20 protein-coding genes are annotated in these 25,298 nt (G+C 41.5%); 7 read left to right on the top strand and 13 right to left on the bottom strand.

All coding sequences use genetic code 11. From position 1 onward, the window contains the following. Positions 1-225: 225 nt before the first annotated feature. On the bottom strand, positions 226-2,457 hold the full coding sequence (gene psaB / locus LC608_RS11170; RefSeq protein ID WP_229553609.1) for a photosystem I core protein PsaB: 2,232 nt from the start codon (positions 2,455-2,457) through the stop codon (positions 226-228). Between the two features lie 184 nt (positions 2,458-2,641). Further along, entirely contained in the window at positions 2,642-4,900 is a 2,259-nt protein-coding gene (gene psaA / locus LC608_RS11165; RefSeq protein WP_229553608.1) for a photosystem I core protein PsaA, read from the bottom strand. A 548-nt stretch (positions 4,901-5,448) separates the two neighbouring features. On the opposite strand from psaA, the gene LC608_RS11160 reads away from it, so the two are divergent. Further along, complete coding sequence (locus LC608_RS11160) at positions 5,449-7,104, top strand: hypothetical protein (RefSeq protein WP_229553607.1); 1,656 nt, start codon at positions 5,449-5,451, stop codon at positions 7,102-7,104. Here LC608_RS11160 and glsA read toward each other — a convergent pair. Beyond that, positions 7,081-7,995, bottom strand: a complete 915-nt coding sequence (gene glsA / locus LC608_RS11155) for a glutaminase A (protein ID WP_229553606.1) — start codon at positions 7,993-7,995, stop codon at positions 7,081-7,083. The genes LC608_RS11160 and glsA overlap by 24 nt on opposite strands. Positions 7,996-8,105: 110 nt before the next feature. Here glsA and LC608_RS11150 point away from each other — a divergent pair, with 110 nt between their 5' ends. Beyond that, the gene (locus tag LC608_RS11150; RefSeq protein WP_229553605.1) at positions 8,106-8,693 is read left to right on the top strand and encodes an RICIN domain-containing protein; all 588 of its coding nucleotides are present in this window, start codon (positions 8,106-8,108) and stop codon (positions 8,691-8,693) included. A gap of 109 nt (positions 8,694-8,802) precedes the next feature. Here LC608_RS11150 and LC608_RS11145 read toward each other — a convergent pair whose 3' ends face one another. Next, positions 8,803-8,991 carry a hypothetical protein gene (locus LC608_RS11145; RefSeq protein WP_229484542.1) on the bottom strand — a complete coding sequence of 63 codons (189 nt, stop codon included), beginning with the start codon at positions 8,989-8,991 and terminating at the stop codon, positions 8,803-8,805. Further along, complete coding sequence (locus LC608_RS11140; protein WP_229553604.1) at positions 8,988-9,188, bottom strand: hypothetical protein; 201 nt, start codon at positions 9,186-9,188, stop codon at positions 8,988-8,990. Before LC608_RS11140 ends, LC608_RS11145 begins: the two co-directional genes overlap by 4 nt. Before the next feature lie 153 nt (positions 9,189-9,341). On the opposite strand from LC608_RS11140, the gene LC608_RS11135 reads away from it, so the two are divergent. The 3 genes from LC608_RS11135 to LC608_RS11125 all read left to right on the top strand — a co-directional run bounded on the left by LC608_RS11135 (position 9,342) and on the right by LC608_RS11125 (position 13,324). Then, on the top strand, positions 9,342-10,856 hold the full coding sequence (locus LC608_RS11135; RefSeq protein ID WP_229553603.1) for a thioredoxin-like domain-containing protein: 1,515 nt from the start codon (positions 9,342-9,344) through the stop codon (positions 10,854-10,856). Positions 10,857-11,112: 256 nt separating this feature from the next. Then, the gene (locus tag LC608_RS11130) at positions 11,113-11,763 is read left to right on the top strand and encodes a Uma2 family endonuclease (RefSeq protein ID WP_229553602.1); all 651 of its coding nucleotides are present in this window, start codon (positions 11,113-11,115) and stop codon (positions 11,761-11,763) included. 640 nt (positions 11,764-12,403) lie between these two features. After that, positions 12,404-13,324, top strand: a complete 921-nt coding sequence (locus tag LC608_RS11125) for an RluA family pseudouridine synthase (protein ID WP_229553828.1) — start codon at positions 12,404-12,406, stop codon at positions 13,322-13,324. Positions 13,325-13,490: 166 nt separating this feature from the next. Here the strand turns inward: LC608_RS11125 and LC608_RS11120 are convergent, their stop codons facing one another. The 7 genes from LC608_RS11120 to hemC all read right to left on the bottom strand — a co-directional run bounded on the left by LC608_RS11120 (position 13,491) and on the right by hemC (position 22,434). Then, positions 13,491-14,258, bottom strand: a complete 768-nt coding sequence (locus tag LC608_RS11120) for a phycobilisome rod-core linker polypeptide (RefSeq protein WP_229553601.1) — start codon at positions 14,256-14,258, stop codon at positions 13,491-13,493. Between the two features lie 372 nt (positions 14,259-14,630). After that, the gene (locus tag LC608_RS11115; RefSeq protein ID WP_229553600.1) at positions 14,631-15,185 is read right to left on the bottom strand and encodes a hypothetical protein; all 555 of its coding nucleotides are present in this window, start codon (positions 15,183-15,185) and stop codon (positions 14,631-14,633) included. Next, positions 15,186-15,803, bottom strand: a complete 618-nt coding sequence (locus LC608_RS11110) for a phycobiliprotein lyase (protein ID WP_229553827.1) — start codon at positions 15,801-15,803, stop codon at positions 15,186-15,188. It lies immediately after the preceding gene. A 317-nt stretch (positions 15,804-16,120) separates the two neighbouring features. Further along, on the bottom strand, positions 16,121-17,218 hold the full coding sequence (locus LC608_RS11105; protein WP_229553599.1) for an acyltransferase: 1,098 nt from the start codon (positions 17,216-17,218) through the stop codon (positions 16,121-16,123). Between the two features lie 417 nt (positions 17,219-17,635). Then, positions 17,636-18,835, bottom strand: coding sequence for an acyltransferase (locus LC608_RS11100; RefSeq protein ID WP_229553598.1), 1,200 nt, complete (start codon positions 18,833-18,835; stop codon positions 17,636-17,638). A gap of 1,048 nt (positions 18,836-19,883) precedes the next feature. Then, a complete protein-coding gene (gene glgA / locus LC608_RS11095) occupies positions 19,884-21,323 on the bottom strand; it encodes a glycogen synthase GlgA (protein WP_229553597.1) in 1,440 nt (479 codons plus the stop codon). A 139-nt stretch (positions 21,324-21,462) separates the two neighbouring features. Next, positions 21,463-22,434: a hydroxymethylbilane synthase gene (gene hemC, locus LC608_RS11090; RefSeq protein ID WP_229553596.1), complete on the bottom strand. Its 972-nt coding sequence runs from the start codon at positions 22,432-22,434 to the stop codon at positions 21,463-21,465. Positions 22,435-22,703: 269 nt separating this feature from the next. On the opposite strand from hemC, the gene LC608_RS11085 reads away from it, so the two are divergent. After that, complete coding sequence (locus LC608_RS11085) at positions 22,704-23,270, top strand: Uma2 family endonuclease (protein WP_229553595.1); 567 nt, start codon at positions 22,704-22,706, stop codon at positions 23,268-23,270. Positions 23,271-23,439: 169 nt separating this feature from the next. Here the strand turns inward: LC608_RS11085 and LC608_RS11080 are convergent, their stop codons facing one another. Next, entirely contained in the window at positions 23,440-23,862 is a 423-nt protein-coding gene (locus LC608_RS11080) for a lysozyme inhibitor LprI family protein (protein ID WP_229553594.1), read from the bottom strand. Positions 23,863-24,051: 189 nt separating this feature from the next. Here LC608_RS11080 and LC608_RS11075 point away from each other — a divergent pair, with 189 nt between their 5' ends. Next, the gene (locus tag LC608_RS11075; RefSeq protein ID WP_229553593.1) at positions 24,052-25,023 is read left to right on the top strand and encodes a YegS/Rv2252/BmrU family lipid kinase; all 972 of its coding nucleotides are present in this window, start codon (positions 24,052-24,054) and stop codon (positions 25,021-25,023) included. The last annotated feature ends 275 nt before the right edge of the window (positions 25,024-25,298 follow it).

The raw sequence follows: 25,298 nt of genomic DNA, 5'->3' as shown, positions 1-25,298 counted from the left end.
TTTCTGGCGATGTGCGGTCATCATCGTGATTACTAGATTTAAAAGTATACTTAACATAATTGTTGAAAATATTAAATAGAAAAACTATAAGATAAAAAATTAGCTCTAGCGTATAAAATTTAGCAGTTATCAGAAGAATCATAATCTTGAATTTACCGAATTTCACAAAAAATCCCCCACCTTGCGGCAGGGGATTTTTATTACTTACCTAAACTAGTAGCTGAATTAACCAAACTTACCAGCAGTAGAAGCAATCAAGAATGCAGCGTAAGTCAAGACATAGCCAACAGTGAAGTGAGCTAGACCAACTACACGACCTTGAACGATAGACAGAGCAACGGGCTTATCTTTCCAGCGAACTAGGTTAGCTAGAGGAGTGCGTTCGTGTGCCCAAACAAGGGTTTCAATCAACTCTTGCCAGTAACCTCTCCAGGAGATTAAGAACATGAAGCCAGTAGCCCAAACTAGGTGTCCAAACAAGAACATCCAAGCCCAGACAGACAGGTTATTCACGCCGTAAGGGTTGTAACCGTTAATCAACTGAGCAGAGTTAGCCCAAAGGTAATCGCGGAACCAGCCCATGAGATATGTAGAGTTCTCATTGAACTGAGCTACGTTGCCTTGCCAAATACCTAGATGTTTCCAATGCCAGTAGAAGGTAACCCAACCAAGGGTATTGAGCATCCAGAATGTAGCTAGGTAGAAGGAATCCCAAGCTGAGATATCGCAAGTACCGCCACGACCGGGGCCGTCGCAAGGGAAGGCATAGCCGAAGTCCTTTTTATCGGGCATCAGCTTGGAACCACGGGCATCCAAAGCACCTTTGACCAAGATCAAGGTGGTGGTGTGCAGACCCAAAGCGATCGCATGGTGTACCAAGAAGTCGCCAGGGCCAATTGTCAAGAACAAGGAGTTAGTACCAGCATTGATGGCATCTAACCAGCCTGGTAACCAAACGTTAGCGTAGTTGGGCCATGCTGTATTGGCAATACTATCTGGGTTAGACAACAAGGTGTTTAAGCCGTACAGTACTTTACCATGAGAAGCTTGGACGAACTGGGCAAACACTGGCTCAATCAGGATTTGCTTTTCAGGAGTACCGAAAGCAACCACTACATCATTGTGGACGTACAAGCTAAGAGTGTGGAAGCCTAAGAAAAGAGATACCCAGCTAAGGTGGGAAATAATCGCTTCTTTGTGCTGTAACACACGCTCAAGGACGTTGCCCTTGTTTTGTTCTGGGTCGTAATCACGTACCCAAAATATAGCTCCGTGAGCAAAAGCACCAAGTATCAGGAAACCAGCAATGTATTGATGGTGAGTGTACAGCGCTGCCTGAGTTGTATAATCCTTAGCCATAAATGCATAAGGAGGCATGGCGTACATATGCTGTGCCACCAAAGAGGTGACGGTTCCCAGAGCAGCTAGGTGAATACCTAACTGGAAGTGCAGCGAGTTGTTATAGGTGTCGTACAACCCTTGGTGAGGCAGGTTGAACTGACCTTCACTCTTTGTACCAGGTACTAAACCAGATTTGGAGTTCAGCATTTCTTTGATGCTGTGACCAATTCCGAAGTTAGTCCGGTACTGGTGACCGGCAATTATAAAGATAACTGCGATCGCCAAGTGGTGATGAGCTATATCAGTCAGCCACAAAGCTTCTGTCTGCGGATGGAAACCACCCAAGAAAGTCAGAATTGCAGTCCCTGCACCTTGAGATGTGCTGAAGATATGCCCAGGAGTATCAGGGTTTTGAGCGTAAACGCTCCAGTTACCGGTGAAGAAAGGTGCCAAACCTGCTGGGTGGGGTGGGGTGGATAGGAAGTTATCCCAACCTACGTGCTGTCCGCGAGCTTCGGGGATAGCAACGTGAATTAAGTGACCAGCCCAAGCCAAAGAACTAACACCAAACAAACCTGCTAAGTGGTGGTTTAGGCGGGGTTCAGCGCTCTTAAACCATGCCAAGCTAGGACGGTACTTGGGTTGCAAGTGCAGCCAGCCAGCGAACAAGAACACTGCTGCCAACAACAATAGACCAACTGAACCAGTGTACAGTTCACTGTTTGTCCGCATACCGATGGTGTACCACCAGTGGTAAACACCAGAGTAAGCAATGTTTACCGGATTACTAGCGCCAGCTTGGGTAAAAGCTTCGATCGCTGGTTTACCAAAGTGGGGGTCCCAAATCGCGTGGGCGATCGGACGGATATGAAGGGGATCTTTAATCCACTGTTCAAAGTTACCTTGCCAGGCTACGTGGAACAGGAGGCTGGATGCCCACAGGAAGATGATTGCCAAGTGACCGAAGTGAGTTGCGAAAATCTTTTGGTAAAGATTTTCTTCCGTCATGCCATCATGGGTTTCAAAATCGTTGCCTGTAGCGATCGCATACCATATCCGACGAGTAGTCGGGTCCTGCGCCAGATCCTGGCTAAATTTTGGAAATTTCGTCGCCATAGGTTTAATAAATCCTCTGACCTTTAGCCATCAAGTATCAGCTGGGATAGTTAGGAGTTATGAGTTGTGAGTTGAGAATTATGAGTTGTCAGTTATGAGTTTTAAATTTTTATTTCTAACTCCTAACTTCTAACTCCTAACTTCATTCCTAACTCCTAACTCCTAACTTGTAGAAAGCTGATTGCTACCCTACTGAAAGGATGTGTGCATGGAAGAACGCCCAAGTTGTGGCAATTCCTCCTAAGAGGTAGTGAGCTACCCCTACAGCCCGACCCTGAATAATGCTCAGAGCGCGAGGCTGAATTGCTGGTGCTACCTTCAGTTTGTTATGCGCCCAAACAATGGACTCAATTAGTTCTTGCCAGTAGCCGCGACCACTGAACAGGAACATCAAGCTGAATGCCCAAACAAAGTGAGCGCCTAAGAACATGAGTCCATAAGCAGATAGCGCACTGCCATAGGAATTGATGACTTGCGTAGCTTGCGCCCACAAGAAGTCTCGCAACCAACCGTTGATGGTGATGGCGCTTTGGGCAAAGTTACCACCGGTGATGTGAGTCACAGCACCATCTGCATCTACGGTTCCCCAGACATCTGATTGCATCTTCCAGCTGAAGTGGAAAATTGCAATGGATATTGTGTTGTACATCCAGAAAAGTCCGAGGAACACATGATCCCAACCAGATACTTGACAAGTACCGCCACGACCAGGACCATCGCAGGGGAAGCGGAAGCCCAGGTTTGCTTTGTCTGGAATCAGACGAGAGCTACGGGCAAACAGTACACCTTTGAGCAGAATTAGGACAGTAACGTGGATTTGGAATGCGTGAATATGGTGGATTAAGAAGTCCGCCGTACCCAAAGCAATGGGCATCATCGCTACCTTACCGCCTACAGCCAAAATCCCACCGCCGAAAGCATAGCTAACGGGTTCTAGCGCATTGGGAGCAGTGCCACCAGGAGCTAGGGTGTGGATATTTTGTACCCACTGGGCAAACACTGGCTGCAACTGAATTGCATTATCAGAGAACATATCTTGGGGACGCCCCAAGGCACGCATTGTATCGTTGTGAATGTAAAGTCCAAAGCTATGGAAGCCGAGGAAGATACACACCCAGTTAAGGTGAGAAATAATCGCATCTCGGTGACGGAGCACCCGATCCAGCAAGTTGTTTTGGTTCACAACTGGATCGTAATCCCGCACCATGAAGATGGCAGCGTGAGCCGCACCGCCGACTATACAAAATGCACCAATCCACATGTGGTGGGTGAAAATGCACAACTGTGTAGCATAATCAGTTGCCAAATATGGATAAGGGGGCATCGCGTACATGTGATGCGCGACGATGATGGTCAGCGAACCCAAGAAGGCCAGGTTAGTAGCCAACTGAGCGTGCCAGGATGAGGTCAGGTTTTCGTAGAGACCTTTGTGACCTTCACCGGTGAAAGGACCTTTATGGTTTTCCAGGATCTCTTTAATGCTGTGACCAATACCCCAGTTGGTACGGTACTGGTGACCAGCAATGATAAAGATAACTGCGATCGCTAAATGGTGATGAGCAATGTCAGTCATCCACAAGCCGCCTGTTACCGGGTTTAGACCGCCCTTGAAGGTCAGGAAGTCAGCATACTGACCCCAGTTCAAGGTGAAGAAAGGTGCTAAACCAGCAGCAAAGCTGGGATACAACTCGGTCAACAAGCCTTTGTTCAAGATGAACTCGTGGGGCAAGGGTATGTCTTTGAGAGCAACGCCTGCATCCAAAAGCTTGTTGGTCGGTGCGGATACGTGGATTATGTGACCTGCCCATCCCAAGGAACCACAACCTAGCAATATTTGCAAGTGGTGATTCAGCATTGACTCCACATTCTGGAACCATTCCAGTTTGGGAGCGCGTTTGTGGTAATGGAACCAGCCAGCAAATAGTAATAAGCCTGCTAATACCAAGCCACCGATCGCAGTCACGTAAAGCTGGAAGGAGTTTGTGATACCCCAGCCACGCCATACTTGGAACAAACCAGAGGTGATTTGAATACCGTGGAAACCACCGCCAACATCACCGTTTAAAATGTCTTGTCCCACAATGGGCCAAACGACCTGAGCACTTGGTCTAACGTTCAACGGGTCGCTTAACCAAGCTTCGTAGTTAGAAAACTTCGCCCCGTGGAAAATCATCCCGCTCAACCAAACCATTATTACGGCTAAGTGGCCAAAGTGGGCTGAGAATATCTTGCGGGATATATCTTCTAAATCGCTTGTATGTGTATCAAAATCATGGGCGAGTGCGTGAAGGTTCCAAATCCATGTAGTGGTTTTGGGGCCTCTGGCTAAGGATCTGTCGAAATGTCCAGGTTGCGCCCATTTCTCGAATGAGGTTGGAACTGGGTCATTATCGACGATTACTCTTGCCTTCTTTTCCTCTCGCTCCGGAGGACTTATTGTCATTCGACCTCCTCTCTAGATAAGGAATGAGGAATCATGAATACCACAAAATTAACCATTACCGCAAAATCCAGAATTTTTTTTACTGAAGCCGCGATGAAGACCGATGTGGATTGTTGTTTCTCGTTGAATTATAGAGTCTTAACTTGTACTTTGTTGGAGATAGTTGGAGATATTTTAACAATAATTCAAACTTGCTGAAATATTGCTGGAATTCCTGCCTTAACTGCCTTTTAACTGCAAAGCCTTTGTCCAAAAGTCAATAGATTAGCCATTTAATTTACAAAGAATAACAATTTGCAAATTTTATGGTTTGGCTGTATGAGCCGATGTTCCAGCTTTGGCTACTATTACTTATGAACATTTGTGTCATATTTCCATTGTTGTAAGTAAAAAGCTGTAAAGAATATGACTTATTTTAAATTTCCAGACATACACAAGAGAAATTATGGGATGTGAGGTAGATTTCACCTTTTGGGCTATGGTTCCAGATGGACAGTTTGAGCCAAAATAATCTGTAAATTGTCGAAGACTATCACTGGGTGGAACGCATGAACTCGTGGCAGAAAAGGGTGTTAAAGAAGCTCCTCCCTGAGAGGCTCCCGATTTTCAGGTGGGTAATGACATTGGTGCTGGTATTAAGCTTGACCAGTTGTGGCGAGAAAGTGAGTAGCCAGGAAATATCTACTGACTATAGAGAAAACCCTCCACAGATTTCTCAAATTTCAAAGCAATTTTCGGAAGTTTCTCCACCATCTGTTATCCAAGAACTGCGGACAACTTTGGAAGTTTATCAGCCACAAGTGACAATTGTTACTCCACAAGCTGATGAAGTTCTCCAAGATAACAAAGCCACAGCCAGTTTTCAGGTTAAGGATCTACCAATATTTAAGGATTCACAATTACAACTAGGACCCCATCTACACGTAATTCTAGATAACCAACCTTATATCCCTGTTTACGACCTGAATCAGCCCTTGGTTTTGCCAGACTTGTCTCCAGGTACTCATACTCTGCGCGTCTTTGCCTCTCGTCCTTGGCATGAAAGCTTTAAGAATGAAGGCGCTTATGCCCAAACAACATTTCACGTCTTCACCAAAACTGACGACAACAATCCAGATCCCAAGTTACCCCTGCTAACTTACAGCCGCCCTCAAAGTAGCTACGGAGCAGAACCAATCTTACTGGACTTTTACCTAACTAACGCTCCCCTGCACCTCGTTGGCAAAGAAAACTCTAACGACCAATTCAGTGATTGGCGCATCCGCTCCACAATTAATGGTGAAAGCTTTATTTTCGATCGCTGGCAAGCAGTTTATCTTAAAGGCTTCCATCCAGGAAAAAACTGGGTAAAACTAGAATTTCTCGATAACCAGGGAAATTCTGTCAAAAATGCCTTCAATACTACAGTTAGATTGATTGACTACCAGCCAAAGGGTAAAGACACTTTGTCGAGAATTGTCAGAGGAGAAGTTACGGCAGATGAGGTGCGCGGCATTGTAGATCCAAATTATAGATTTACACCTACCCCGTCCGTTGAAAAAACACCCGAAATAGAACCGAAGGTAGAAAAACAGCCGATTCCCGAAACTGAAATTCCCAAAGAAGCTAAAACAGAGCCAACCAAGGCAGAACAACCAAAATTAGAAGTTCCAACGGCTATACCATCTCCCACCTTGTCCCCAATACCAGAACCACAACCAGAGGTAACACCAACTCCTGAATCAAGTCCGTTACCTGAAAAAGTTGTGCCTCAAACAACAAAACCTAGATCGGACGGATTTTTCAACCGTCGGGCGGGTAAAGTCCTCAACCCAGAAGCACCAGTTGCGCCATCCCCTAGTTTGCCACCTACGCTACCAGAGATTATTGAGTCTCCTGCACCTGAAATAATTACGCCAATACCAGAACCACAACCAGAGGTAACGCCAACTCCTGAATCAAAGCCGTTACCTGAAAAAGTTGTACCTCAGCCTACAAAACCTAGATTTGGCGGATTTTTCAACCGTCGGGCTGGTAAAGTCCTCAATCCAGAAGCACCAGTTGCGCCATCTTCTAGTTTGCCATCGGCACTGCCAGAGATCATTAAGTCTCCTGCACCAGAATCACAGTTAGAGGTAACGCCAACTCCTGAATCAACGCCGTTACCTAAAATAAGCGCTCCCGAAGCAGAAAAACCTGAGTTAACCAAAGACACTCAACTGTAACTCTTGCGCTAAAGCCTCAACAAACGCGATCGCACCTACAGGATTTCCGATATTATCCAACACGGGACTGTAGCAAGCGATCGCTCCCTCACCTGGTACTATTGCTACAAGTCCACCACCAATCCCTGATTTCATCGGTAGACCAATCCTGACTGCAAACTCCGCAGAAGCTTCATACAGTCCACAAGTTAACATCACAGCATTGACAATTCGGCGATTTTGTGATGATAAACAGCCGTTTTCACAAGCTAAGAGCTTTCCTAACAGGGCTAAATCTTCAACTCGCCCCGATAGACAGCATATTTGCTCATAAGTGTCAAGTGCTATTTCCAAATTTTCTAGATGACCTATTTTGGCAAGATAGTTTGCGATCGCTTCATTGATTGTTGAGCGTGTTAATCGCACTGAAGCCAGCATCACCTCATTTAAAGATAATTGGCAACCTGCTAATTGGTTGAGCCATTGACAAAATAAAAGAGTGCGTTGACTAGCGTCCTTTCCTGGTAATTTGTCAGCGAGGGTAATTGCTCCACTATTAATCATCGGGTTACGGGGGTATCCGCGATCGGCAATCAGTTGTTCTAAAGAATTGAAAGGTGCATCGGATGGTTGCACCCCAACCCACCCAAAAACTGTTTCTGCACCAAAGTGTTCTAGCAGATAAAGTAAGGAAAATGTCTTAATAACGCTCATTAGCGGGAAAACACAATCTATATCCCCAAATCTGATAGTTTTTCCCGATTTACAGCAGATATGAACTGCAAACCAACTAGGATTAGCCAAAGCCAATTGCGGAATGCGATCGGCAACTTGTCCCTGTTTAGCCTGAATTTTAGCTAGTTGCACCCAGGCTGACAAGTCCGTAGTAGTTAGTTTGCCAAGTCTTTTCAAAATGTAAATTTTCTAAAAGTTCATTTATTAAATAGTAACTAACAATATATTCTGAAGCTTATCAAGGCTTTTTAATAACGTAAAAACATAAAATTAAGGAGAAAAAATTTGTGAAACCTAATTTAAAAAAGCAGGCAGCGATCGCAGTTGGATTCGTTGGCTCACTGTTATGGGGAGCAACTTGCGTCATAGAAAATCAAAATGCTATTGCACAAGTAGGAGGAATGTTTATAAGAAACGAACTATCCAACAAGTGCATTGATGTAGCTGGAGATCCTGGTACAGTTAATGGTGCGCGATTGCAACTTTTTGATTGCGAACTATCTGGATTTAACCCATCTGGTAGAATCACAGATCAAAAATGGGAATTTATTCGTGGGGGATTTATCAGAAATAAATTGTCAAACAAGTGCATTGATGTAGCTGGAGATCCTGGCACAGCGAATGGTGCACCATTGCAACTTTTTGATTGCGAACTATCTGGATTTAACACTTCTGGTAACACCTCTGATCAGAGGTGGGAATACATTGGTGCAGGATTTATTAGAAATGGATTATCCAACAAATGCATTGATGTAGCTGGAGATCCTGGCACAGCGAATGGTGCACCATTGCAACTTTTTGATTGCGAACTATCTGGATTTAACACCTCTGGTAGAACCTCAGATCAGAGGTGGCGATGGGAACCAAAGTTTTAAGAATACTGGTTGACTGAAACCGGATGAATCGCCCAGAGCTAAGGTACAGGATTTCGTAAATATGTAAAGTTAAAAACTGGCTAGCTTTGAGAACTGCCAGTTTTTAACTTTAAACTTGTTGGCGTTTTAACTCTTGTATCAATACTTGGCAGCGCTTACTAGCTTCTCTTGCCTGTTGCCTAAACTGTTTGGCTTGCTCTTGGTTAGTTAAATACACTTCAGATGCTTTTTGCCTGAGTTCAACAGCTTGTTTACTGAGTTCCTTAATACGAGTCTTTAATTCTTCAATTGTTTTCATCTTTGCTCCTGTTCTAAAATCACAATTTCCAAATTTTCTGCTTCTTCATAAAGTCTATCTGCTCTACTAGCCAGTAAGCTAGCATCATCAAAATTATTGTTTGCTATTGCTCTGTCATGAGCTTCGTACAACTTATCAATAATTTCTTGTAATTGTGCGTAAGCTTGTAATAATACATTTCGTGTTTCTGACTTCATATTTACTGCTTAAATATCTAATTCTCCTGGAATTAAACTTCGGTTTAGTTTTGTCTAAGTCTCTAGTAGCAACACACGGTAATATATCATTATTTTTCATCGATCTATTTCAGAAAATTGGTATAAACATCCTCTAAGAGCAAAGTATACTTTATGATTCCCCGTGTCAGAGCGCCAGAATTACCGCAAAATTACTCTTGGCTCAACACCGATAAACCTTTGTTTCTTAAACAGTTCAAGGGTAGAGTTGTAATTTTAGACTTTTGGACATACTGCTGTATCAATTGTCTGCATATTCTGCCAAACCTAAAATATTTAGAACAAAAATATAAAGATAGCCTTACTGTTATCGGCGTTCACTCCGCCAAATTTGATAACGAAAAAGAAACAGAAAATATTCGCCAAGCTATCCTGCGCTACGACATTGAACACCCAGTTGTAGTTGACAGCAATTTTCGAGTATGGGAAGAGTATGCTGTGCGTGCTTGGCCTACTTTAATAATTATTGATCCAGAAGGTTACGTGATTGGCCAGATTTCTGGTGAAGGAAATCGTGACACTTTAGACGAGTTGATTCAAAAGTTAATTCAGCAACATCAAGAAAAAGGGACAATTGATTTCCAAGAACTCAGCTTAACTTTAGAAAAACAGCGCCAACCATTAATTACACCTCTAGCTTTTCCTGGCAAAGTTCTAGCTACTCCAATAGGTTTATTCATCGCTGACTCTGGACATCATCGCCTGATTATGAGTAGTTTCGACGGCGAAATTCTGCACTTGATTGGTACTGGAAAATCTGGCTTAACTGATGGTGCTTTTAACGAAGCGCAATTTTTTGCACCACAGGGAATGGCTTATGATGCCGAAAATCAAATTCTTTATGTTGCTGATACAGAAAATCATACACTGCGGCGAGTTGATTTGAAGCGTCAAGTAGTGGAAGCGATCGCAGGAACTGGTGAACAAAGCCGCAATATCCGTCCTCATGGCGGTGCTGGTTTAGAAACTGCGCTAAATTCCCCTTGGGATTTAGTGAAAGTGGGAAATACCTTGTTTATTGCAATGGCTGGGCCTCATCAAATTTGGGAAATGGATTTAGAAACTGGCATTATCAAAACTTATGCTGGTACTGGTGCAGAAGCTTGTATTGATGGTTCACTTACTGAATCTGCCTTTGCTCAACCTAGCGGTATCAGTACAGATGGGAATGAATTATATATTGCTGACAGTGAAGTTAGTTCAATTCGTGGTGTGGGAATTGTAGAACCGTATCAAGTGCGAACTGTTTGCGGTAGCGGAGGTTTATTTGGTTTTGGCGATGTAGATGAACAAGGTGAAGATGTTCGTTTGCAACACTGTTTAGGGGTGGAATATGCTCAAAATTTTCTGTGGGTAGCAGATACTTACAATCACAAAATTAAATTAGTTAGTTCTAGTGGAAATTGTCAAACAGTTTTAGGAGATGGTTCTGCTGGTTTACAAAATGGCCAAGGTAAAAACACTCGGTTTTTTGAACCTTCGGGATTGAGTGCGATCGCTTCTTTTTTATATATTGCCGATACCAATAATCATGCCATCCGCCGCGTGGATTTGAATACTCTTGAGGTGACAACGCTAGATTTTCTTGGGTTGTGTGCGCCAGATGTTTGTATTCCGCCGAATTTATAGAATCATAATCTCACGCAGAGAAAAACTCTGCGCCTCTGCGTGAGATTTAAAAGATAACTAATTAAAGTTTGAACAAGAAGTTATAAATTTAGAATTATGAACCGCAGAGGCGCAGATGACACGGAGGAGGAGAGATGAAAAGAATTTAAGCGATCGCTTTTTGGCTAGTGTATTTGCTACATCGAATTTGAAAAAATTCCCTTTTCGCTAATGTAAAATTTGAGTAAAAATGAAATTATTTAACAAGTAGCATCTTATGGTTACTCTTCAACTCAGCCAAATTCGAGTTCCACCAGGGCAAAGAATAATATTAGAAGATGTGAGTTGGCAAGTATTTGAAGCAATTATCAACGAGTTAGGGGAGCATCGCAGGAGCCGAGTAGCATATAGCCAAGGAACATTAGAAATTATGGCTCCATTACCAGAACATGAGCGATCTAAGGTAATTATTGGAGATTTAGTGAAAGCCTTGCTAGATGAACTCGATCTCAATTGGGAGTCTTTAGGTTCAACTACCTTTAAGCGAAAAGATATAAGTGCAGGTATTGAACCCGATGATTGTTTTTATATTCAAAACTATAAGCTAATGATTGGGAAAGATGGGATCGACCTAACTGTTGACCCCCCTCCTGATCTAGCGATTGAAATTGATGTCACCTCTAAAACTCAAATTAGTGCCTACGAGGCGTTGAAAGTACCTGAAATTTGGCGATATGAAAGCAAAAACCTAGAAATTAGCTTATTGCAAGGTGAGCAATATGTGAAGTCTCTCATCAGTCCCACATTTCCTAGTTTTTCGATCACTGATCTTATTCCCCGATTTGTGGAAATGGCGCGAACCACAGGAATGAGTTCAGCACTTAGAGAATTTCGACAATCGCTAAGAAAACAAATACAAGACAGCTAGGGCGAATAGAATTCGCGGTTACACAAACTCTCGTCCGCGAAGGTGGATTAAGGTCAAATCAAGGTTTTGCCTGGATAAACGCAATTTCTAACCGCCCAATTAAAGGCATTCCGCGCTTTACAAGTTTTCCGGTAGGCGTAAAGCTCAGTCACTTTAGTCGCCTACGTTTTTGCTACAATGATTTTACCAGAAAGGGTAACTAACCTGTCTAAAAACCCAATTACTGTCTAAAACGCAGACTCTGTACCTTGACAACTGAATCTATGCGGTTCTACTGCATTGTTCTAGTTTCCTCCTAGCAGTAGGTAAAAGATTCATAGGAGCTAGACGACTCAGAATTTTGAAACAAATGGTTTCAATTAAACAGGACTTGCAGCAATGCAACTACCGAGGGGCACTCGGAAAGTTAACGCTTGGGGAGAGTCCCACCTCTGAACTAAATAACGCAAGGCATCTAGTTTAAGTGGTCTCGTTGAACCAAGAATCTCAGTTACTTTAGTGCTGAGAATGTCAATTAAAGAACGGGAATTAATCTAGAGCAATTGTGACCGAATTTAATTTACAAATCCAAGAAAATAGCGAACTCTTGTCAACTCGACTAGAGGATGCAGCGTCTAGCTTACTTCCCTTCAGGGATACGATACACTGCGTCAACACTAAAAGCAACGATCGCCTTGACCGTTACCTCTCCCAAGAATTACCAGACTTATCCCGTTCCCGCATCCAACAGTTAATCGAACAGGGTAATGTCCAACTTAACGATAAAGTTTGTACATCTAAGAAGATTAATGTCAAGTTAGGCGATCGCATCATTCTCGAAATACCAGAAGCGCAACCTTTAGAACTGCTAGCAGAAGATATCCCCTTAGATATCCTCTACGAAGACGACCAGTTACTTATTCTCAACAAACCCGCAGGCTTAGTTGTCCATCCCGCACCCGGTCATCCAGATGGCACTTTGGTAAATGCCCTATTAGCTCACTGCCCCAATTTACCAGGAATTGGCGGAGTCCAACGTCCAGGAATCGTCCATCGATTAGATAAGGATACAACAGGTGCGATCGCGATCGCTAAAACAGAAGTTGCCCATCATCACCTACAAGCACAACTCAAAGCTAAAACCGCACGGAGAGAATACTTGGGCGTGGTTTACGGTGCACCAAAAGTTGAAAGTGGCACAATTGACTTACCCATTGGTCGCCATCCACAAGACCGCAAAAAAATGGCTATTATGCCTGTTGAACAAGGCGGACGAGCCGCCGTCACTCATTGGCAAGTACTAGAACGCCTCGGTAACTTCACCTTAATCCATTTCCAACTAGAAACTGGACGCACTCATCAAATTCGTGTTCACAGCGCCAAAATGGGTCATCCCATTGTCGGCGACCCAGTTTATAGTTCTGGTCATTCAGTAGGAGTAAATTTGCCCGGTCAAGCACTGCACGCTTGGCGACTAAAATTGCAGCATCCCGTATCTGGAGAGTTGATTGAAGTGACAGCAAACCCTCCCAGCCATTTTACAAAACTTTTGGAGATGTTAAAAAGACGAACTACACTTTAAGCCTAATGCCCAATGTCCAATACCCATTAACAACTAGCGTGCATTAGACATGGGATAGAGTCTGTTCCACTAGTTATACCTAAATGAAACTCCTACATAACCCAAGACTTATGCACGCTATAAAATGATCAAATGGATGTACTAAACAGCCGTCGAACCAAAATCGTTACTTAATTCCAGCCAACTGGCGATAAGGTACAGACTTTTCGATATCGATGTTGAATGACGAGATCCTTTGTGGCGTATTGCCTTTTGCATTGACACTTTGTGCCATAGACAAGAACAGAGCTGGATCGCCTGCCTTGGGCTTTCGCTCTTGTGGGAGGAATCTGCGTACTTCGACCTGCCAAATGATTTGGGGGAAACCCAGTTTGGCACGGTGGTAAGCTTCGTATCGCGGAGATTTGATGTTGAATGGCAACTCACCTTCAGCGCGGGATGGCAGTATGCGACGGCGCTGATAAGGTACTGTAGAGTCTCCAAAATTGCTCAGATACTCTTCAGTGTTGAGGACTTCATCAATAAAGCCTCTAATACCCTTGGTAGCGACTACAATTGACCAGGCAATTTTTTCCCGCTCACTGTATGGGTCGCGTCCTAGAACACGCTGGATTACTTGCTCAACAAAGCGATAATTATTGTTGAGGTCGTAGAAGCTTTTCTTAAAGGTATCAGAAAGCAGCAACCCACGAATAAAGTCCCGCACTGTAATCTGTCCATTACGGAGTTGGGACTCTAAAAATGTTTGGCGATCGGCAGCAAAGGCGTGAAAGAAAATTTGACGATATGCTGCTTCAATCAGAACGTCTAAATCTGAAGGAGAAAGCAGATTGTCTGTAGTAAAAATCCTGGGCTGTTCATCACCTGGTACTTCGTATGCAGCTACACGCTGGTTTTGACTTGAAGGGTCGTATGTTAACAGAGGAATTGCCACTCTAAAGCCTCCATATTTCTTAATTAAAGTTAACAACTTTAGATCACATATTAAGGGAGTAGTTGTATCAAAACTTCAGATTCTGATAAAATTTCACGAAACTTAACTAAGGGGAATTTAACTATTCCAAAAAACAAGGATTAGCTTGTTGGACTCAACCCATAGCTAATTTATAAAGAGAGTACAGCTTTCAGCCTAATAACTACCTAAAAAACTTTATTCACATACTTCAGATTAGAAGATTCAGTTTCACCTTTTTGAAATAAAGCAATAATTTTTAACATATAGCAAAAGAAATTAATGGGGAGTGGGGAATTAAAGACAAGGGGAAAGACTTGTTGCAAGTTCTCACGTCTTGTCTCTTTGTCTCCCTTACTCCCTACTCCCTTGACCTATCCAAAATTCCAAGGGATCTATGGTTGACTTACAGTGAGGCCAGCTACGCAAAGTTGCTTCCATCCCTGCCTCCCAGTAGGGTGGTTCTAATCCCAGTCCTAAACATAGATGAGATAGGATGCTAGCAAACTGCTGATTGTGACCAAAGTCTCCTAGATGGGCATGGGCGTATTCATGAACGACTACACCAAACCAGTCTCTAGGTGCAACTCGACCGACATCTACCAGAATAGTTACTGGGTTTGTAAGAATGTTGCACAGTCCGTCGATGCCGAAAGATTGAGCTATGGGGACTGCAAAAATTTGGATGTGGCGACGCTCTTGGGGATGAAAACACTCATGACAAAGGTCTAGATAGGCATTGATCTGAGCGTTAATGGTGTTAATGTTATCGCCGATCCAAGTACAAATGGGGATGCGATCGCGCACGTTATCGAACACATCCACCATACCCGGTTCTAGGGCAAACCCCTGTACTCGATGCAGATAATCTCGGCCACGAGTAAAAGCATCGGTCTGCTTAAGAATCATTCACCAGCCCAAAACTGAATAAAACTCTCTTTTTTCCAAAACATCCGACCCTTGTTTTTCTGTTACTTGTTCTGGGTTGGAAGCTTCAGTAGAAGTTTCAATGCGAGTTTCGGTACAAAATGATGCAGTGCTGAAGCCACCAAAGCGTTTCACTGTACTGGTTCGCAGTCGCATATTTGGGCTGGCGAACCAGAATCTCTCAATAGAACTCATTGTTTCGTATTCGGTTGTCAACACTAGCCCATCTTCATCATCCATGTGAAAAAGACCGACTACAGGCATAATTTCAGCGTAGCCTCTTTCACGGAGTAATTTACCAGCTCTTGGATTATCGCCATCAGGCACGATCGCAAATATGGTTTTCCCTTGATGGTTCTCGTCATTTTCTCTATCCCAAGCCATTGTGCCCAGCCAACGTACCCGTGATCCACCTACTGACAGGCTGGGGTCAATCTGATGATACTGGCACAGTTCAATAATTTCTGGATGATTGGCATCCAGAGTTTCTACCTGTATATCCGATTCTCCTGTTTCTGATCGCTTAAAGGGTAGGTGATGAGTTGCACGTTGCGATCGCCACTTACCAGCACTTAACTGAAAAAAGTCCATTGCGTCTATCAATCTTCTAACTCCTACTTATTACTCCTGCGGATGATGTTTTACGGTTTTTTATTTTTATAGTTTTTGGTATATAAATATTGTGACACACTCTCCACGCTCCTCTGTGTAACCATTATAAAAAATAAGTAATTAAAATTAAGGATATCAAAACGTCGTTTAATAGGTTGGCAATTATATGCAGTTCACGCTGACAAAACTATAAATCAAGTAATGCAATAATTGATTGGCTCATTGCTAAATTATAGTTATTCCCACAAAAGAAATAAAAACTGCCTTAAAATTTAGAATAAAATACCCCTGCTTCCTTAGCAGTTTCAAGTCATTTTAGCAAATACTTTTTTCCTTAAATTTTCAATTAATGGTTTTTCAATATAAGAATGAATTACGCATCCCATAGCTACTGTTAGTATAATAATGAGAGATGCAATAGCGTTGTTATATATGCTGTGATTTTGAGCCAGAAGATGTAAAATATTTAATTTATCTGTAAATTTATTAAATATTTTGCTTATATTACTTAAGAAAAACCCATGTGTTAAATATATAGAATAAGACGCATTGCCTAAATAAATTAGAATTGGTGATACATTTATTGCTTTTGATACTTCTAAATGAACAGATCCGATAATCAAGAGCGTAAACGGAATTCCATAAGCTACTAATGCAGAGATACCTGAAACATTAAATTCACCATATTTTGTATTTATAACTGATACCATCAACAGAAATATTGAAGCGTAAATTAATGATGCTCCAAACTTAAATTGGTATTTATATATTGTATAAGCAGCTAAACAACCCAGCACAAACTCTAGATTATGTGGAGAAAATATAAAGTTCGGCAGAAAGCTTTTGCCGATTGGTAAAACATTGAAAAGATTAAGGATTATACCAATTATCCAAGCAGAAATTATCGCTTGATAAATTTTTGTATTTTTCAATATCAGGAAACCAAATATACAATAGAAAAACACTTCATAACAGAGGGTCCAACTAACACCAATAAAACTACTCTCTAGAATAGACCGATCTTGGGGTAGTAACAAAACAGCCTTGATAATTTCGTCTGCACTTCGCTGATAAATGTTATCTTTGCCAGTATTAAATAGAGAAACTAAAATTTTGATGCCTAAAATGCTCCAATATAATGGATATACACGGATAAATCTTTTAAAAACGAAAGGCGTAAACTTATCAGGTTTACCTATATCAGATTGATGAATATAAAATATAATAAATCCACTGAGTACGAAAAAGAAATCAACGCCTATCCAACCGAAATGAAATATTTGCAATAAATATAAATTATTTTGCTGTAGCTCACGAGAAACTATTCCATCCCCGTGGTGAAGAATTACCATTAGAGCAGCTATACCACGATATACTTGTAGTAAATTTAATTTTTTGTGCATAGTAATTGCAGGGTTAATTGTAAAAACTAAATGAATGATTTAAATCACTAAATGCTAAGAGTAGTGTGACTGTTCATTTTCGTAATCAAGCAACAACTTTAGAAATAGCAGGAATAAGAAGAGATAATATGGCTCAATAGCAAAACTATGTAAGCTTTGCGCTACTTTCACCAACTTGTGCTTGTTTATAAATTGGAAGTAGTCCGGGATCATTTAACCTAGATTATCTTTGACTGACTAGATTGACTTTGATTTTAATATCTGACTCAGGTATAGTACCATATACATGACTTGCTGCGTTAGAGAATACCAGCATAAATGCAGGGAGACAGGGCATCATTATAGAGTAAATAAGTTGCCATGCGTCCGGGAAAGGTTTCACCATAAGTAGGCGTCTTGATTTGCTCGGCATAGCAGTTAAGCTTGATTTAAAGCTCTGTTTTTTATCCAAGACATAATTAGATTTCTAAATTTGCTTGTTTTTGCCTCAGTAAAATGTGCGATGACAACCGCATATAAAAATACAAATACAACTATAATAAGCGCCAAAAATATGTGCAAAATATCTGGTTCCCAAGGGCGATCGCCAATTATACATGCTCTGATAAAGCACAGGATTGGCATGTGGACAAGATAAAGAGTATAGGAACATCCTGCTAAACCTTTAGAAAACTTTTCGTATGCTCCTTCTTGCCTTATTTGACTACGGCTATTAACTAGTAGATATATCATAACAGCAGTAGAGAATCCTATGAAAAAGTCTGCTATTTCTCGACCAATAAAACGCTCGCTTATTAATGCAATGCACAGGATTAGTATAGACAAATAAGTGAGTGGCTTGAGGATATTTTTGTTATTAAGATATTTAGAAGGATGAGATATACTAACTAATGCTCCCATCAGCCAAATCAAAAAATAAATTCTAATTTCTGAACCAATCATTAATAATATGATTGAAGCTAAACAAGCATATAATATACGAGCTTTTAAGGATTTAGCAAAAAAGAATAGGATGATAGAAGGAAAAAGTATATAGTACCAAAATTCATAGGCTAAACTCCAAACTGCCTTATTTGAACCAAATAAATCTACAAAAATCGTTTGCACAAAAGCTAGAGTTCCCAAAGCATTTTGAAATGTGAAATTTTCCAAAATTTTATAAGTTGCTAAATGACCATTGTGAAACTTTTCTCCATAAAAACTATCTTGTCCAGTACCAAATATTTTTATACCGAGAGAATCCCAAAAATAAGACAGTAATAAAGCAGGAATTAATACTATATATAAACGTGTTAAACGATCTACTAAATAATTAATCCAAGACCATTGCTTTTGCTGAATTCTCTTTATTACACTAGCTGAAATAAAAAATCCACTTAGCACAAAAAAAATCATTACAGATTGATGACCCAATACTGTGAATGAATTTAACCTTTTTATCAAAAAACTAGGGTTACTAATTTCTGAATATTCTAAAAATAATAAAATTCTCATGTGACCGATAAAAACTAATAAAGAAGCTAAACCTCTTAATAAATCAAGATGAGTAGACCATCGATAATTTCTAATTGAAGGAATACTATAAATAGGCCGCGTCTGAGTTTTTTCTGCTAACATTTTGCTTGTCTAATAAAGGCTAAATTGTTATGACATAGAGCAATAAATCAAGCTTTTAGAATGTCTTAATTTCTCACTTCCAATAGTGAGTTTTTTGACTCAAAAAGCATACAGATAGACATGTCAATACATCATAAAACTAAAGGCTAATTTATTTTTTGGAGTTATTAACTGTCTTATATACAGCAATCAATATTTTCCTAGTTAAAGCTTTAAAACAAGGGACAATATAAAGACAATAATTGGTGGCTCAATACAACAAATAATATACGATTATCTATATATAAATACTTACAACTTTACAAAAAGTTTTTTTTAAATTTACACAATATTCATAAAGTCAAATAAGAAAGATCAGATTCCTTAAGCAAGGCTCAGGAATCTCACAGACAATGCAATCAAGTAGGTAGGCGTAATTAAACATAAGATCAAACCTCACTCTCAATGCCTCTCCTTTGTTAAGCTACGGTATATAAGCTGTTACGTATACAACTTGCACTATCAGGGTAGGCAAGATGCCCACCCCACAATCATATTGAAAAAAATATTAGTGCAAATTAAAGGCACAACAGCTTACACAAGTCTTGTCGCAGCCATATCTTTATTAATAAATCTCGCACTGTGTTTCTATCCCGTCTCGGAATTCATTCCGAGGCGGGATGTTAGTAAGTCTGACAGTTTCACTCTGACAAATTATGTGTACATCGCAGCCTTTGTTAGGAGAGGCAAGCTGGAGGCAAAGTGAGGTTTTATTTTAATTTGACCCACTTACTTAGCGCTTTTTGATTAACTTGAAAAAATAAAATATTTGTAGCTTGGGTTGAACTTGGTTCCATTCAAGCTATCCCCATGTTTAAAATAACTAACCACAACAAAGCTTTCAGATTTTTATCTGGTAAGAATAAATAAACAATATTAAATACTTACAAAAAAATTATTTCAGAAGCAAAAAACTCATGATTAGCATCTTCAGATATTAGGCTAATCTGAACAATGCATCATGAGTTCAAAAAATGAGGTGCATACATCTGTACACATGTACAGAGATTTATGACTTGCTATTAGCGATCGCTTCGTTTAAAACTAACTCTGGTTGTGGTGTCTCCTCTTCTTCTGGCAAACCGTAAATTGACCTGTACAACTTCACGTACTCTTTAGCAGATTTATACCAACTAAAATCTTCACTCATGCCCCGCTTTTGTAGTTCTAGCCATTGTGGTTTGAAACGGAAGCCTTCCCAAGCCCGGATCATACAGGTGAAAAGGTCTAGCGCTTCATAGCGGTCAAAGCAATAACCGGTACCTGTTGCATTTTCGGGGTCGTGATGGCTTACGGTGTCAACTAATCCACCTGTGCGGCGGACAATAGGCACAGAACCGTAGCGTAAAGACATCATTTGGCTGATACCGCAAGGTTCAAAACGACTAGGCATCAAGAAAGCATCAGTACCAGCGTAAATGCGGCGAGACAGGGCATCGTTATACAGTAAATAAGTTGCCATGCGTCCCGGAAAGCGGGATGCTAATTGCCACATCTGAGTTTCATAATAGCGATCGCCTGTCCCTAACAGCACAAACTGTGCATCTGTATAGGAGAGGAAGCGATCGAGGATTTGCAATATCAAATCAATGCCTTTTTGTTCCACTAATCGGGTCACAATCCCAATTAGAAAGGCTTTGGAGTTGACTTCTAATCCTACTTCTTCTTGCAAAGCAATTTTGTTGGCTTTGCGTTTCTCCAGGGTATCAGCAGTGAAGGTTTGAGCAATATATTTATCATTTTCTGGGTTATAAACTTCAGTATCAATTCCGTTGATAATCCCAGATAATTTACCGCTAATAAAAGACAGCAAACCTTCTAATGTTTCACCATAAGTAGGTGTCTTGATTTGCTCGGCATAGGTGGGCGAAACTGTATTTACCTTATTGGCAAATTGCACCGCCGCCGCCATAACGTTGTGTCCTTGCATATACCAGGGACACCAAGTAATTTTTTCTAAGTACCAACGCCACGGCCCTTGATAAGCCAGGTTATGAATGGTAAAGACTGTGGTGATATCAGGATCTTGGTGCATCCACACAGGAATCATCCCCGTATGCCAATCATGACAATGCATAATTTCTGGTTTCCAGTAATTCCAGGCAAACTCGGCTGCACCATTGGAAAATAATGTGAACCGCCAGTCTTCACCTTCTCCAGAATAAATGTGGCGGGGTAGGAAGGCGGGATGTCCAAATAAGTACAAGGGAACATCAGTACCAGGCAGAACGCTTTCATAAACAGCAAATTCCTGGAACATCGCAGAGCCGCGCCAGATGGGTTCTTTGGGAATTTCCATTTTGTCTGGCAGGAAGCCATAGTAAGGCAAGAATATCCGCACATCATGCCCCATTTCTCTCAGAAATTTGGGTAATGCCCCAACAACATCACCCATTCCTCCTACTTTGGCAATGGGTGCTGCCTCTGCTGCAACAAATAGAATCCGCATGGTAATTTTTGCTTCCCCGGTTCTGTCTATATTGTCAAATTAACTCTATGATGCCGACAAACGCGATTTGTCGCGTCTGGCACATCTTTGGTGCAACGGCGATCAATTCTTATCTAATCACATCGGCCTGCCCAATTGCTTAAGAACCGCGCTGAATCACCGCAAAAATTTCTGATAAAATTTCTTGCGCTCCTTGTTGCCGCAACACTTGGGCTAGTTCTATGCCTAGCGCTTCAGCATCATTGGCAATCCCTGTGACGGTATCTTTGACGAACTTTTGACCATCTACACTAGCGACTATCCCTGTTAAGGTCAAATTATCACCAGATATTTCTGTATTTACACCAATAGGTACTTGACAGCCCCCCTCTAAAGAGCGTAAAAAAGACCGTTCGGCTAGACAGCGATCGCGTGTTTCGGGATGTTCGATCGCTTTGAGTAGAGATAGCACTTCACTATCATCAGCCCGGCATTCTATACCCAAGGCACCTTGTCCAACAGCGTGAAGAGAGATTTCTTTGGGAAGAATTTGATGAACGCGATCGCCCATTCCCAATCTCTCTAACCCTGCTGCGGCCAAAATCAAAGCATCGTATTCGCCTGCATCCAGTTTTGCCAACCGTGTAATCAAGTTTCCCCGGACATCCTTAAAGGTAAAGTGCGGGAAGTGATGGCGTAACTGTGCTAATCGCCGCAGCGAAGATGTACCAATTACTGCACCTTCTGGCAATGTATCAATTTGTTTATCTTTGTGCTTTTCATGCACCACTAATGCATCTGCTGGATTTTCCCGTTCAGTAATTGCCGCCAGCGTTAACCCTTCAGGTAAGTGAGTCGGCAGATCCTTGAGAGAATGAACGGCAAAGTCAATCTCCTGATTGAGCATTCCAACTTCAAGTTCTTTAGTAAAAAGTCCTTTGTCGCCAATCTTAGCTAATGCTACATCCAAGATTTTATCGCCTTGGGTAGACATGGTGTGGACTTCAAAAATGATATCAGGGAATCTTTTTTGGAGTTGCTCTTGTACCCAGTAGGTCTGAACCAGAGCAAGTTGGCTTTTACGTGAACCAATCCGAATAGTGCGTGGAGGGCTAGAAACAACTGAAGTCATAAAACAATATAATATCGCAGGCGATAAATTCACTCTCATCTAGACTATCGTAGTCAGGGACTCATACCAATTTTGGAGTTTGGATTTTGGATTTTGGATTACAATTCTTTACCAAAAGCTGGTTTGAGGAATCTCAAACAATTTTATTGAGTACAGCAGGATTACGGTACAAGCTGCTATATTTATCACTTGCAGGCAATAAAAATACACGGTGCATCGATTGAAAACTGCTATAAACTTGATGTAGGACTTTCGGAGTAGCAGAAATTATGAGTGTTGCAAAATCTGCATCTCTAACCCTAGAGGAGTTTCTGAAGTTACCAGAAACAAAGCCTGCAAGCCTTTATATTGATGGTGAGATTATCCTAAAACCAATGCCCAAAACCCGCCACCCCCGACTTCAGGCTAAGTTGATTGATGGAATTAATGAAGTCACAGAAAAGAGGCAAATCGCTTATGCTTTTCCAGAGTTGCGTTGTACTTTCGGTGGTCGGTCAATTGTTCCAGATGTGGCGGTTATCCGTTGGGAGCAAATTGAGTTTGATGATAACGGAGAACCTGTAGATGATGTGCTAATTGCTCCGAACTGGACAATTGAAATTCTTTCTCCAGATCAGAGTTCCAATCGAGTTACAAGCAATATCTTGCACTGCTTAAAATATGGTTGTCAGTTAGGATGGTTGATTGATCCTGATGACCGTTCAGTTCTGGTTTTTCAACCACATCAACAACCAGAATTTTGTCATAAAGGAGATAGCTTGCCTGTTCTAGATAATGTTGATTTAAAATTGACAGTAGAACAGCTATTTGGCTGGTTAAAGATGAAAGCAGAGTGAGCAACTTCAGTTTCAGTTAGGGCTTCGGCGTAAAACGTTTGGTGCTCGTTCAGTCGAGAGTTTAAATTATCTTATTAATATTATATTAATTCAAACCACGTCCTTTGTGGGCGTGGTTTCTCTTGAACTAATTACTAATATTTCTCGCGTTGCGGTTTTATTCGACTATTTAAGGGTCAGATTTGAGAAATTCCTGTAATTCTTGGGTACGCAGCTTTGTGGTATTTTCTAAACAACCAGAATAAATGCTAGGGGCGATACTTCCTCCCTCATATCTGCTTCTCTCAAACTCACAATTGGTATCTCGAAACTTCAGCCAAGCTTGTTGTGCAGCAATCAATTTCTGTTTCCTAGATGTTTCTAAGGTAGGTAGCAATTGTTGATAGGCTTGATTCAGTTTTTTATCTGCCCTTTGGTAAGACAACTTCGCGCATTCATTAATTGCTATTTGAGTTTGAGGATTATTGCAGTTGAGCCTTTGAACTAAGCGGATCTCCCGTAAATTATGCGCTGTATCTGCTATTGTCACGGTGGGAGTATTTAAACTGCTGAGAGTTAGCATACTTGCTAAAACTAGTAATATTTGACGCATGGCAAAATTTTTATTGTTTTAGTAAAGACAAAAGATCCTTAAATACGCGTCAGCATTGGTATGTTCCAACGCAAAAACTTCTAAACTTCTTACACAATGTAAACCAGCCGCCAGAAGGAAGCCGAAGTTTCATAAGAATGCTAGAAATAATTTGGTATTTTAGTAATCTAAGTTTAGCCTTTATATTTTATGAATCGTTCCGCCTGCCTCATTTTTAATCCAGTTGCGGGTCAGGGTGACCCGGATATAGAACTGGCAGAAATTCGGGCAATATTAGAGCCAGAAATTGACCTAGATATTTATCTCACAACTGAAGAAATCGACGCTGACGAACTGGCTTTAGCAGCTGTAGAGCGAGGGGTAGATGCAATCATTGCTTCGGGGGGAGATGGCACTCTCTCGGCGGCAGCAACGGCTTTAGTGGGTAGTGATATTCCATTTGGCATTATTTCTAGAGGAACAGCAAACGCTTTTGCCACAGCTTTAGGAATTCCTGACACCATCGCAGGTGCGTGTGAAACAATTTTGCAAGGAGGAACCCGCCATGTAGATGTAGCCTATTGCAACGATCGGCCAATGGTGCTTTTGGCAGGTATTGGCTTTGAAGCTGAAACTGTAGAATTGGCAGACCGAGACTCCAAGAATCGCTTTGGCATGATGGCCTACGTTTTCGCTGGAATTCAGCAACTGAGAAACTTAAAAAACTTTGATGTTGAAATTGAAACAGAAGACAGGATAATTAAAACTAGTGCCTGTGCAGTTACAGTAGCAAATGCCGCGCCTCCTACTTCAGTTTTGGCTCAAGGCCCAGCCGGTCTGATTTATGATGATGGGTTGCTAGATTTGACGATTGTAGCCCCAGCTAACAAAGCAGGAGCGATCGCAGCTACATTTCATCTATTCCAAACGGCTTCTACAGGTAACGCTGTCGATCGGAATGATATTGGCTTCCTGCGAGCCAAAGAATTTAAAATTACAACTAAGCCACCACAAAAGGTTGTTCTAGATGGTGAAATAGTGGGCACAACTCCAGTAGAAATTAAGTGTGTACCAGCAGGTTTGAACATTTTTGTGCCATTAGTAGAAGAAGTGGAGCCTACCGAAAAACTAGAGGGACTCCCTAATTTGACTATTGAGATGAAAGACAAAGTGGAGGAGTGAGGGCAGGGGAGCAGGGGGAAGGGGAAAAGATGCTGGAATTCCCTAGCAACCCTTGGGTTTCATAGGAAATAATGTTTATTCATGCTCAATGTTTTATGTTCATTTTGATAGCGCAGCGTTAGCGAGTCTTCTCCCAAGGGGAGACGCCAAGGGCGAACGAGCGTCGCGTCAAGTGCCACAAGAAATAATGCGTCCAACCTTGCAGCAGCCCTAAATATATTTTATTTATGGGGTTTTCCCCTCTGCTCCCTGCCCCCTGCCCCCTGCTCCCTGCC

It is taken from the genome of Nostoc sp. XA010, from assembly GCF_020829625.1.
Lineage (GTDB): Bacteria > Cyanobacteriota > Cyanobacteriia > Cyanobacteriales > Nostocaceae > Nostoc.
The sequence above is the reverse complement of the archived record's forward strand: the minus strand, read 5'-3'. Positions and strand labels throughout refer to the sequence as shown.

Coding starts and splice junctions, on each gene's coding strand:
- glgA (WP_229553597.1), bottom strand. CDS start 21,323: ATGCGGATTCTATTTGTTGCAGCAGAGGCAGCACCCATTGCCAAAGTA.
- LC608_RS11105 (WP_229553599.1), bottom strand. CDS start 17,218: ATGCACAAAAAATTAAATTTACTACAAGTATATCGTGGTATAGCTGCT.
- LC608_RS11080 (WP_229553594.1), bottom strand. CDS start 23,862: ATGCGTCAAATATTACTAGTTTTAGCAAGTATGCTAACTCTCAGCAGT.
- LC608_RS11160 (WP_229553607.1), top strand. CDS start 5,449: ATGAACTCGTGGCAGAAAAGGGTGTTAAAGAAGCTCCTCCCTGAGAGG.
- LC608_RS11140 (WP_229553604.1), bottom strand. CDS start 9,188: ATGAAGTCAGAAACACGAAATGTATTATTACAAGCTTACGCACAATTA.
- LC608_RS11075 (WP_229553593.1), top strand. CDS start 24,052: ATGAATCGTTCCGCCTGCCTCATTTTTAATCCAGTTGCGGGTCAGGGT.
- LC608_RS11085 (WP_229553595.1), top strand. CDS start 22,704: ATGAGTGTTGCAAAATCTGCATCTCTAACCCTAGAGGAGTTTCTGAAG.
- LC608_RS11135 (WP_229553603.1), top strand. CDS start 9,342: ATGATTCCCCGTGTCAGAGCGCCAGAATTACCGCAAAATTACTCTTGG.
- psaA (WP_229553608.1), bottom strand. CDS start 4,900: ATGACAATAAGTCCTCCGGAGCGAGAGGAAAAGAAGGCAAGAGTAATC.
- psaB (WP_229553609.1), bottom strand. CDS start 2,457: ATGGCGACGAAATTTCCAAAATTTAGCCAGGATCTGGCGCAGGACCCG.
- LC608_RS11130 (WP_229553602.1), top strand. CDS start 11,113: ATGGTTACTCTTCAACTCAGCCAAATTCGAGTTCCACCAGGGCAAAGA.
- hemC (WP_229553596.1), bottom strand. CDS start 22,434: ATGACTTCAGTTGTTTCTAGCCCTCCACGCACTATTCGGATTGGTTCA.
- LC608_RS11100 (WP_229553598.1), bottom strand. CDS start 18,835: ATGTTAGCAGAAAAAACTCAGACGCGGCCTATTTATAGTATTCCTTCA.
- LC608_RS11115 (WP_229553600.1), bottom strand. CDS start 15,185: ATGATTCTTAAGCAGACCGATGCTTTTACTCGTGGCCGAGATTATCTG.
- LC608_RS11145 (WP_229484542.1), bottom strand. CDS start 8,991: ATGAAAACAATTGAAGAATTAAAGACTCGTATTAAGGAACTCAGTAAA.